Origin of the sequence: Daejeonella sp. (assembly GCF_044232565.1) — a bacterium.
Taxonomy (GTDB): Bacteria; Bacteroidota; Bacteroidia; order Sphingobacteriales; family Sphingobacteriaceae; genus Daejeonella.
In genome coordinates, this window is sequence record NZ_JBIILQ010000071.1 from 1 (window position 1) to 11,118 (window position 11,118).

Consider the following 11,118-nt stretch of genomic DNA (forward strand, 5'->3'; position numbering starts at 1 on the left):
AGGGAAATATGACAATCAATAGCAGTGAAAGTCTCCTCTTTGAATTTTGACAACAAATATTTTTTGTCAAAACCCTCAAAACTATCCACAATTTCATCAGCTAGGCGAACAAAACCATAGATTGAATAAACGGCATCACGTAAACTATTATCCAAAAAATAAATACCCATAGAAAAACTAGTGCTATAAGCACGGGTAGTCATTTTACTCACTTCTACTGAAAGATTATCGTACAATAACTTCATTACTTTACAATTTAAGTTCCTTTATTAATAAGCCAGCAGCAACCTTGCCTGAAATAATTGATGGCGGAACCCCTGGACCTGGTACAGTCAATTGACCCGTATAAAACATATTTTTGATCTTCTTATTTTTAATACTTGGTTTCAAATTAGCCGTTTGCATTAAAGTATTTGCTAATCCATAGGCATTACCTTTATAAGAATTGTAATCAGAAACAAAGTCTTTAACGCAATATGATTTTTTATAATCAATAAATTCAGTAATATCCTGATGGATATGCTTTGCTAATCGCTCAAGCATAACCTTGAAATACTTTTCTCTTAACTCTTCGGTATCTTCTAATCCTGGCGCTAAAGGCATTAAGAAAAATAGGTTTTCATGACCTTCGGGAGCAACAGACTCGTCCGACTGAGATGGGCAACAAACATAAAACAGGGGCTTTGCAGGCCATTTAGGATCTTTATATATTTCAATTGAATGCAATTCTAAGTCCTCATCAAAAAACAAGGTATGATGTTGTAAATATTCTATTTTGGTCTTTAAACCCACATAAAAAATTAATGATGATGGCGCAAAAACTTTCTTAGCCCAGTACGATTCTTTGTAATTACGGTAAGGTTCAGGCAATAATTTACTTTCAACATGGTGATAATCTGCCGATGCAATTAGGGCATCACAATTAATTTGTTCACCATTAATGAGAATACCTGTTGCTATATTGCCTTCTACCAAAATTTGATCAACAGCTGCATTGAAGTAAAACTTAGCACCATTACGCTTAGCCACTTCCACCATTCCTTTAATAACCTCACCAAAACCACCTTCAGGATACCAAGTACCTAATTTCAATCCAGCATAATTCATTAAACTATAAAGTGCAGGAGTATCCTGCGGCATGGCTCCCAGAAATAAAACAGGGAATTCCATTAAAGAAATCAATTTTGGATTAGTAAAATGACTTCGGACATGTTTTCTAAAAGAACTAAAAACTTGTAACCTAAGTGCACCCTTAATAAGATCTAAATCTGCAAATTCCATTAAGGATAATCCAGGTTTATAAACTAAGCTATTCATGCCTGTCTCGTACTTAAACTGAGCTTCATCCATGAATTTTTGAAGCTGAGCCCCACTTCCATGTTCAATTGATTCAAACATTCTTATAAGGTCAGAATATTTTTCAGGAACACTCATGGTCTCACCATGTGGAAATACTACATCAAAAGAGGGGTTTAATAGTTTCAACTTGTAAAAATCAGAAACTTTATAGCCAAAATCAGCAAAAAATTTCTCAAATACATCAGGCATCCAATACCAACTGGGACCCATATCAAAAACATAGTTTTGAATTTTTAATTGCCGTGCTCTCCCTCCGGCAGAATCATTTTTTTCGTAAACGTGAACATCATGTCCGGCGGCAGCAAGATACGCAGCTGTACTTAATCCCGAAAACCCAGAACCTATGACAATTATTTTAGACATTATATGGCAGTGTGAATTTTAAATATAGTGTTTTTTAAAGATAGAAATCAAGTATTTAGAAGGATAATAGCAATTCTTCATACTCAATATTTAATTTATTTTAAAATAAAAGAACGATTCCAATAATTAAACCTATTAGAATAATTAATTGTAAAAATTATTATTTGCAATCAAAACTTACCGGCAAAAAACAATTCAAATTGTAATCCTTAATAGAATTATTGTTTAAATTTAATTTTTAAAAAATAAACCAGGCTATTCAAAACTCATTTTTACAAAATTCTGTTAAACAATAAAAGAAATTTCCTGTTGAGATAAATCAATCAACTCTTTTCCAATATTCCTCTACAATCATTCCATTAGGCAAAATCCCATTAATGGTAAGTTTATCTTTTTTAATATTAAACTTATAACTAATGGTTAGGTCGGTATTTTGAGATGGTCTACTGCTAAATTTACTTGTAATCAATAAAGTATCTCCATGTACCTCATAATTTCCAGAATTATACAATTCAGGTTTAACTGAACCTTCAATCATAAAAGCTTGATAGGTATTTTCTTCATAAGTTCTTTGCATGCTAAAATCAGAGGATGCTTTTTGCTCCCTACCATTATATAATCCACCGTCATATTGCCATGTGCCGCTTAATGGATTCTTAGAACAAGAAGTTAAAATAACGAAACAAAATATGATTAATTTAAATTTCAAAAAATGCTTCATGATTTATTTATTTGGGACCAGTTAATGCCTTTCTTTAGTAACATCATTGTTTTTTCTTCTTCCGAATCTGGTTTTGGCTTAAAATCATAAACCCAGTTTGCTTGAGGGGGCAAACTCATTAAAATGGATTCAATTCTACCATTAGTTTCTAAGCCGAATTTAGTTCCAGCATCATAAACAAGATTAAATTCAACATACCGGCTTCTACGCTGATATTGCCAAATTTTATGCTCCTCTGTGAAAGATTTATTTCTATTTCTATTAATCAGTTCTGTATAAACCGGGACAAATGTTCTTCCAACTGCTTTTGAAAATTCAAAAATATCATTCCATCCTAGTCCGGTAGTCTGTGGATTTAAACGATCGTAAAAAATACCACCAATACCCCTAGTCTCCTCACGATGCTTAATGAAAAAATAGTCATCAGCCCATTTTTTAAATTTAGAGTAGAAATCGGATTGGAATTTATCACAAGTAGCTTGAAGTGATTCATGGAAAAATCGAGCATCCTCTTCAATCACATAGTGAGGTGTAAGATCAATTCCACCACCAAACCATGACATTTCTTTACCTGCTTCACCAGCCATTTCAAAGTACCGGATATTCATATGTATGATCGGTATCCAAGGATTTTTTGGATGAATTACAATAGATACACCTGTAGCAAAAAACTCATCTTCTTGAACACCAAAAGCTTTTTTGATGGCTTCAGGTAGTTTTCCATGAACAGCTGAAAAATTAACGCCACCCTTTTCGAGCACATTTCCATTTTGAAAAATACGGGTTCTACCGCCGCCGCCACCTTCTCTTTCCCAGACCTCCTCTACAAATTTAGCACCACCATCTGCCAATTCTAAACCTGCACATATTTCATCCTGAATCAGCTGATAGTGTTCAGCAATTTGTTCCTTGGTAATCATAGCTCAAAAGTGAGGTTTTTAAACAATATCAGAAAAGAAATTATCAGAAATCACAATAAAATGATTTAACTAATCTCAAGATAATTCAAATCCTTACCAAAGGTTTCCTTTAATTGAGACAAAGCAATAAGTGCAATAACTATTGATACAAAACCAACCAACATAGCGCTATTGATAATACCCATGCTTCCTTTTAAAGTGGTAAATGAAAGTGTGGCAAGAACAAGTGAGCCACGCACAAAATTGGGTACTGTAGTTGTAACAGTGGCGCGTAAATTTGTTCCGAACTGCTCTGAAGCAATGGTAACAAATGTTGCCCAATAGCCTGAGGCGAATCCTAAAAATAATGTTAACCAGATAAACTGCTGAGAATTCATTCCCTCCGCATTTAAGAAAACAATGATGCTTACAGCTGTAAGAAACAAGAAAATAAGCATTACTTTTTTTCTCGAACGCCACATCTGACTTAAAAAACCGGCAACCACATCACCCAAAGCAATTCCAATATAACAATACATTATACCAGTGCCGGCAGAAAGTGGATCAACAGCATTCAATTCCTTACCAAATTCAGGTGAAAAGGTAACTAAAACGCCAACAACAAACCACAATGGGATACCTATTAAAATACAGCTTAAATACTTTTTAAATCTTTTTGCATCAGTAAACAACATAAAAATATTCCCGCGACTTACGCCATCACTTTTTAAATTCTTAAACATGCCCGATTCAACAAGGCTAACACGCATAGCCAATAGCATTAATCCCATTACCCCACCTATAATATAGGAGGTTTCCCAAGCATAATTTTCGCCAATTATGGCTGCGGCAACCGCTCCCATCAATCCAACACCAGCTACGATCATTGTTCCATAACCACGATTCTCTTTACTCATTGTTTCAGTAACTAATGTAATTCCGGCACCTAGTTCGCCTGCAAGACCAATTCCAGCAATAAAACGTATTGTAGCATAAGCGGGTACAGAAGTCACAAAACCATTTGCTAAATTGGCAATAGAATAAAGTAAAATGGATCCAAAAAGCACACTTATTCTTCCTTTTTTATCACCCAAAATACCCCAAAGAATTCCACCAATAAGCATTCCGAGCATCTGGCTGTTTATTAACATTGCACCAACATCTAATAAATCACTGTCAGGAACACCTAGCCCCTTTAAACTTTTTATACGAATAACAGAAAAAAGAATAAGGTCATAGATATCCACAAAATAGCCTAGAGAGGCCACCATGACAATTAATCTTACATTTTTTTTATTAGCAGCAATCTGATCCATTTTTTAAATTTGAGATTACAATCTACAAACAAAATTGAAAAACAAGAAAAAAGCTTTAGTGCATATTTCCATTAGACTATCACTGATAATTTTATTTATCAAGGCAAATTAGGATATTTACAAAAATGAAGGTATCAGAGAATATGCTAAAGTGGGGAATGAGATTTTACCCTCCCCTATTTTTTCAAAGAATTTGGGTAAAAAAATTTGACAAAGGTTTCTCTGGTGTAAAAGTTAAAATTTTTAAAAGTTTTTTAAATCTAAATTATAACCAATCTATTTTTGGTGGAACCATTTTTAGTGCATCAGATCCATTTTACGCAGTACTTTTCGATCAAATACTTGAAAGAAATGGCTTTAAATGTCGTGTTTGGCTTAAAAGTGCAAGCATAAACTATTTAAAACCAGGAAGAACAAATTTAGAATTCACTATTGCACTTAGTGATGAAGAAATTAGAGAAGCCATAATAGCCCTAAAAACAGTCGGGAAGTTTGTAAAAGCCTATTCTATTAATATGTATAATTCAAAAGGTGAGCTTTGCGTTACAGTAATCAATGAAGTTTATATTCGGAACCTTTTCAAGGGAGAAGAACAAAGCATTGCTTATTAATAAAATGAATATCAAAAGGCTAATTTTAGAGGGTGAAGGGCAATGCTTGGATTTCAAGAAAAGGATTACCAGCTGTGAAAAAATCGCCAAAACCATGGTTTCCTTCGCCAATAACAAGGGCGGGCGTTTGCTGGTAGGTATTTCTGATGATGGTACTGTCAGTGGACTTAAATCGGAGGAAGAGGATAAATACATGCTAAGCCAAGCGGCAAATCTCTTCTGCAAACCAGCCTTGGAACTATTATTTGAAGAGGTTTACGTCGATGATAAACTTGTACTCGTAGTTGAAATAAAGGAAAGTACCACAAAACCACATTATGCACTTGGTGAAGATAAAAAATGGTGGGTTTATGTTCGAGTTAGAGATAAAAGTATTCTTGCAAGTAAAATAGTGGTAGATGTGTTAAAACGTGGAAACAGTGAACACGGAGTGTTCTTGGAGTATTCTTCAAAAGAAAAAGCATTACTTGAATACCTTGATAAAAATGAGAGAATTACAAGTCGTGAATTTAGTGAATTACTAAATATATCGCGTAGAATAACTCACAAGATCCTTGTTAATTTAGTTTTATCGGGTGTAATAAAAATTCATACTACAGAAAAAGAAGAATATTATACAGCTTCCTAATTTTGCCCGATAAAATAACACCTTTACAGAACATTTATTTAACAACCTAATTGAAACGGATTTACCTAAAATACAAGCCTCACTATCAAAGCAATTTGACCTTAGCAATCCCAGTTGTTATCTCACAATTAGGGCATACTCTGGTGCATACGGCGGATAGTGTAATTATAGGTCACTTCGCCGGGACTATTCCGCTTGCAGCTGTGTCACTGGTTAACAGCATTTTTATTGTTATTTTGGTAATTGGAATCGGACTTTCTTATGGGTTAACACCGCTAATTGCTCAGGAAAGTGGCAAGAAGAACTTCAAAGAATGCGGCCGACTTCTAGCCAATAGTTTATTAATTAATATCATAGCAGGAATATTTCTATTTATATTTATTTATTTTGGTTCGCTATTAGTTATCGACCAATTGGGTCAATCGCCAGAGGTAGTGGCCCAAGCAAAACCCTATTTAGGATTACTTGGTTTTTCAATTGTCCCATTGATGGTATTCATGACTTTTAAGCAATTTGCTGAGGGATTAGGTTTTACAAAGCAGGCCATGATGATATCCCTCTGGGGAAATGCATTAAATATTTGCTTAGGTATCATATTTGTTAAGGGTTTATTCGGAATTGAGCCAATGGGTGTAAATGGTGTTGGATGGAGCACTTTAATCGATAGATCTATTATGGCCATAGTAATGGCAATCTATGTGGTAAAGTCAAAACATTTTCGCCTGTATTTGAAATCATTTACACTTAGATCCATTAGTAAGATCCGTTCAATGAATATTTTGCGTATCGGAACTCCAGTTGCTATGCAATATACTTTTGAAGTTAGCGCCTTTAGCGGTGCTGCCGTACTAATTGGCACAATTGGGGCTGTGGAACAAGCGGCTCATCAGGTTGCAATTAATTTAGCGTCCATGACCTATATGATGGCAGGTGGAATTTCAGCTGCAGCAACCATTAAAACAGGAAATAATTTCGGAAAAGAAGATTTCATGAATCTTCGTCTTTCTGCTATTTCTAGTTATCACATTGTATTAATTTTCATGACAGTAACAGCCTTACTATTTGCAGGTCTAAATCAGTATTTACCACTAATTTATACTTCGGATAGAGCAGTTATAAGCATTGCAGCTCAATTACTTATAATAGCAGGTTTCTTTCAACTATTTGATGGAACTCAGGTAGTAGGATTGGGGATTTTAAGAGGCTTAGGGGATGTAAATATTCCCACCTTGATTACATTTGTAGCCTATTGGCTTATAGGAATTCCTGTAGGTTATTTCCTAGGAATTTATTTAGGATGGGGAGCAAATGGAATCTGGTATGGATTAACACTGGGATTACTTGTATCGGCAGCTTTACTCTTTGCCAGATTCCATTACTTTTCTAAGAAGCTGGTTCGGCTAACTCATATAGGATAGCGGAAACAGGAATTTTTATCTCGTTGAAGATTTGTGACTGCATTTTCTTCAATCTGTCTACATGATCTTCCAAACGATCGTTGATGTTCATGTATCTAATCAAATCACCTGTACGGGTATCAATAAATCTATAACGCGTAAAATGTTGCTTTTCCATTTTGCAAATTTACGTTAAAATTATTGAAAATGAGCATTTTAAGTAATAAATCGAGAGATATGTCAATTCTAAAAGTAAAGATTATGTGCAATTCGAAACGTATTACAGTGAGCTTCAACTATATCTGAGACCTTAGGAGAGTAACCACCACCCATACTAACTTGTATGGGTAGCTTCAATTTTTTGCAAGTTTTTAATACAATTTCATCTCTTTCTTTACATCCTTTTAGCGTTAAATTTAGCTTCCCTAGCTTATCTGTGGCTAAAACATCCACTCCAGCGAGGTAAAAAACAAAATCTGGTTGATGTAAAAGAATTACTTTTTCTAGATTATCATTCAATATTTCCAGATATTCTTTGTCGCATAAACCATCAACTAAGCCAATGTCTAAATCGGATTGCTCCTTACGAAAGGGGAAATTCTTTTCGGCATGCATAGAAAAAGTAAAAACACGATTTTCATCTTTAAAAATTTCAGCAGTGCCGTTACCTTGATGAACATCTAAATCAATGATTAAAATCTTTTGTGCTAAGCCCCTATCTAATAAATAATTAGCTGCAATTGCCTGATCATTTAATAAACAAAAACCTTCAGCCCAATTTGATCCGGCATGATGTGTTCCACCGGCAACATTAAAAGCAATTTCATTTTTTAAAGCATAGAAGCAACAATTAATAGTCCCCTGAGCAATTCTTAGCTCACGTTCAAGCAACATGGCAGAAAGTGGAAAACCAGAGCGTCTAATTTCTGCGGGACTTAATTTAAGATCTCTTAATCGCTCCCAATAAGCTTTTTCATGGCTTAATAGAACAACATCTTCAGAAACCGCTTCTGCTGAAAAAAGATTGTCTTTAGTGATCAATCCCTCATAAATAAGCTGTTCGGGAATAAGCTCATATTTGAGCATCGGGAAACGGTGACCTACAGGAAGAGGTAGAATATAAATGGGATCAAAAGCGATATACAAAACCTTATTTTAAGAATTAAAACTCCTTCGCAGGCTTAACAATCTTTAAAAGTCGAATAATCAAGCCTATAAATATGATTATAAAAGCCATAAAAGAAGCTTGTATAACTGACTCGAATTCAATAGCATTAACTTGCTGTCGCTTGAGAACAATACCATATAATGCCCATAAAACCACCAATCCAAATGGAATATTCTTTCTAATAATGACCATAAATAATGTTATTAATGATGCAATGGCTATTAAAATAATTGCCCATAAACTTTCAGAAATACCTCCTGTCCAATTAATTGATTTTAAATATGCACTGATATTAGCAATAGTTGCAATTGATATCCACCCAAAATAAATACTTAGGGGGATATTCGTAAAAAATTGGAAGGAAAAGGTAGATATTATATTTAATCGATTCAGTCTAATATGAATCAAAATTAAAGCCGTCAATTGAATGAGCATCAATATCACTGAGATTAAAAGCTCTTCATTTAACCATGCCAATAACCACAATGCAGTAGCAAGGTTGTTTATTATAAACAAAACACCTAAGCTGTTAGTAATTAAGTTACTAGGTTCATTTTTGGCTTTGTAAAAAGCAGCATACAGGTGGTATAAAGAAAAGGAAATCAGTGCTAAATAGATTATTCCCCAAATAGAGAATGTTATTCCTGCGGGGGCAAAAACAGTATCATATTTTGCAGAAGTCTGCGCCATATCCATTTTAGAGAGTTTACCCATTTGAACCAATGAAGTAAAGGTCAAATGAAATGCAAAGGCTAATAAATTCAGTAGGGCTAATATTTTGGTTTTCATTCCATTAATATACAAAAATTAGGGAAAGCATTAATAGCATTGATTTAATTTTTTAACAAATCAGAATTGAATAAGATCCAAAATCTGAGATAAGTAAAGCGCATCAGTATCATCAAAACTATTGAGTTCAGCACTATCTACATCTAAGACACCAATTACTTTGTGATTTCTAATAATCGGAATGACAATTTCCGACTTAGATGCTGAGCTACATGCAATATGCCCAGGGAAAGAATCAACATCAGGTACAATAAGTGTTTGAGACTGATCCCAAGAAGTACCACAAACCCCTTTACTTCTTTGGATACGTGTACATGCTACTGGTCCCTGAAAGGGCCCTAATACAAGTTCATTATTCTTAACCATGTAAAAACCAACCCACAAGAAGTTAAATTGCTCTTTTAAAGCAGCGCATACATTGGCCATGTTGGCAATTTGGTCACTTTCACCCGAAAGCAATGCAGCAATTTGAGGGATTAATGAGCTATACTGTTCATTTTTATTTCCTTTTGCGATATTTAGATCTTCAGCCATGGCACAAAATTAGCATTGAATTGATAATCATCCTAAAGAAATTATCAGGTCTTTTAATAAATCGCATTTTAAATGCTTTTAATTTGATTTGTATGAAAGAAACCATGGCTTAAAATTGATAATTAGAAAAGAAATGACCTAAAGAAAACATTTGGATGAATTACCTTTGAATTCGTAAAAGAAAAATTTTAGACAAAAATGATTGTATCTTTTAGTGTTGTACGTTACCGTAATTTATTCATTCCTATAGCATTTCTGGCTATGGCAATTCACCGATTACCTTTATGGTTAAATAGCGAATGTAAGTTTTGGAAACTCATGGGATGCGGCAAAAATGGAACCTTCGATCTTCAACCAGATTGGCAACAATGGGCACTAATGGCAGTTTGGGATTCGGAAGGTGAATTTCAAAAATTTAAATCAAATTCATTTATTTCCTGGTGGTGGAAAACCTTTGCATTTGAAGAGTGGACTGTTTTAGTTGCACCACTTGCGAGTCATGGAGAATGGGATGGAATTGATCCATTTAAGATCAATGAATATGATAAAGAATACACGGGACCTGTGGCTGTTTTAACGCGAGCAAGTATACGCTTTAGTAAGTTAGAAAGGTTCTGGACACATGTTGACCCAGTTGCTCAAATAATGACAAAAGCTGATGGATACTTGCACTCAATCGGAATTGGAGAAGCCCCATTTTTTAGGCAAGCGACCCTTTCAATTTGGGCAAGTATGGAAAAGATGAAAGCTTTTGCGTACGGCTCAAAAGAGCATGCCGATGTAATCAGAAAAACACGAAAAGAGGATTGGTACAGTGAAGAACTATTTGCACGTTTTAAAGTAATTTCAAGTAGTGGCAAGCTTAATGGTGTCAATCCTCTTGAAAATATCAAAGAATATCTTAAATAAAATACAAATGAGAGTAATTGCAGAACTACCACATCCCGATTGTAAGATTAGCATATTTTCAATGAATCAGAAATATATAATCAAACTTGAAAAAGGTGTATTCGAGCAAATTTATAAAATTTCTGAGTTGGATGTACCCGATGGGGTGGATGGAATTTTTAAGATTTTAAATGAAGATTTTTTAAAAAAGTCTGCAGAACGATTTAATGAAATGAGAGCTGATTTTAATACCGCATACAAAAAATATGATGAGTTTTAATTTATAAATATCTGGTAATTAATACTTTATATGTAAAAATGGATTTTACTGAACTAAAAAATAGTGATGTATTTTAATTTAAAACAAATAACTAAATAAAAGATTTAGATAAAATTTATAAATAAATGACAATCAATATTTTAAATATTAAAAAAAAATAAAATT

Annotated in this window: 14 protein-coding genes; 5 read left to right on the forward strand and 9 right to left on the reverse strand. The window is 34.0% G+C overall.

The genetic code is table 11. The features are described 5' to 3' along the window. From ACILQF_RS05760 to ACILQF_RS05780, 5 genes are all read right to left on the reverse strand, one after another. On the reverse strand, positions 1–245 hold a 245-nt coding region (locus ACILQF_RS05760), incomplete at its 3' end, for a squalene/phytoene synthase family protein (protein WP_395626463.1). Between the two features lie 4 nt (positions 246–249). After that, entirely contained in the window at positions 250–1,722 is a 1,473-nt protein-coding gene (locus ACILQF_RS05765; RefSeq protein WP_395626464.1) for a phytoene desaturase family protein, read from the reverse strand. Positions 1,723–2,041: 319 nt separating this feature from the next. After that, a complete protein-coding gene (locus ACILQF_RS05770; protein WP_395626465.1) occupies positions 2,042–2,443 on the reverse strand; it encodes a hypothetical protein in 402 nt (133 codons plus the stop codon). Then, the gene (gene hemF, locus ACILQF_RS05775; protein ID WP_395626466.1) at positions 2,440–3,363 is read right to left on the reverse strand and encodes an oxygen-dependent coproporphyrinogen oxidase; all 924 of its coding nucleotides are present in this window, start codon (positions 3,361–3,363) and stop codon (positions 2,440–2,442) included. The genes ACILQF_RS05770 and hemF overlap by 4 nt, the downstream gene beginning before the upstream one ends. A 65-nt stretch (positions 3,364–3,428) precedes the next feature. After that, complete coding sequence (locus tag ACILQF_RS05780; protein WP_395626467.1) at positions 3,429–4,658, reverse strand: MFS transporter; 1,230 nt, start codon at positions 4,656–4,658, stop codon at positions 3,429–3,431. Positions 4,659–4,783: 125 nt separating this feature from the next. Between ACILQF_RS05780 and ACILQF_RS05785 the strand changes: the two genes are divergently transcribed. From ACILQF_RS05785 to ACILQF_RS05795, 3 genes are read left to right on the forward strand one after another with little or no spacing between them, the layout of a single operon-like run. Beyond that, positions 4,784–5,269, forward strand: coding sequence for a DUF4442 domain-containing protein (locus tag ACILQF_RS05785; RefSeq protein ID WP_395626468.1), 486 nt, complete (start codon positions 4,784–4,786; stop codon positions 5,267–5,269). A 4-nt stretch (positions 5,270–5,273) separates the two neighbouring features. Then, on the forward strand, positions 5,274–5,897 hold the full coding sequence (locus ACILQF_RS05790) for an RNA-binding domain-containing protein (protein ID WP_395626469.1): 624 nt from the start codon (positions 5,274–5,276) through the stop codon (positions 5,895–5,897). A gap of 50 nt (positions 5,898–5,947) precedes the next feature. Next, positions 5,948–7,315, forward strand: a complete 1,368-nt coding sequence (locus ACILQF_RS05795) for an MATE family efflux transporter (protein ID WP_395626470.1) — start codon at positions 5,948–5,950, stop codon at positions 7,313–7,315. On the opposite strand, the gene ACILQF_RS05800 is transcribed toward ACILQF_RS05795, so the two are convergent. The 4 genes from ACILQF_RS05800 to ACILQF_RS05815 form a co-directional block, all read right to left on the reverse strand. Next, positions 7,281–7,472: a hypothetical protein gene (locus tag ACILQF_RS05800; RefSeq protein ID WP_395626471.1), complete on the reverse strand. Its 192-nt coding sequence runs from the start codon at positions 7,470–7,472 to the stop codon at positions 7,281–7,283. The genes ACILQF_RS05795 and ACILQF_RS05800 overlap by 35 nt on opposite strands. A 68-nt stretch (positions 7,473–7,540) precedes the next feature. Continuing rightward, positions 7,541–8,380, reverse strand: a complete 840-nt coding sequence (locus tag ACILQF_RS05805) for a histone deacetylase (protein ID WP_395626476.1) — start codon at positions 8,378–8,380, stop codon at positions 7,541–7,543. A 76-nt stretch (positions 8,381–8,456) separates the two neighbouring features. Then, complete coding sequence (locus ACILQF_RS05810; protein ID WP_395626472.1) at positions 8,457–9,251, reverse strand: hypothetical protein; 795 nt, start codon at positions 9,249–9,251, stop codon at positions 8,457–8,459. 60 nt (positions 9,252–9,311) lie between these two features. After that, entirely contained in the window at positions 9,312–9,785 is a 474-nt protein-coding gene (locus tag ACILQF_RS05815) for a GAF domain-containing protein (RefSeq protein ID WP_395626473.1), read from the reverse strand. Between the two features lie 198 nt (positions 9,786–9,983). Between ACILQF_RS05815 and ACILQF_RS05820 the strand changes: the two genes are divergently transcribed. Next, positions 9,984–10,694, forward strand: a complete 711-nt coding sequence (locus tag ACILQF_RS05820) for a DUF3291 domain-containing protein (RefSeq protein WP_395626474.1) — start codon at positions 9,984–9,986, stop codon at positions 10,692–10,694. A gap of 7 nt (positions 10,695–10,701) precedes the next feature. Then, positions 10,702–10,953: a hypothetical protein gene (locus tag ACILQF_RS05825; RefSeq protein WP_395626475.1), complete on the forward strand. Its 252-nt coding sequence runs from the start codon at positions 10,702–10,704 to the stop codon at positions 10,951–10,953. Positions 10,954–11,118: the final 165 nt, after the last annotated feature.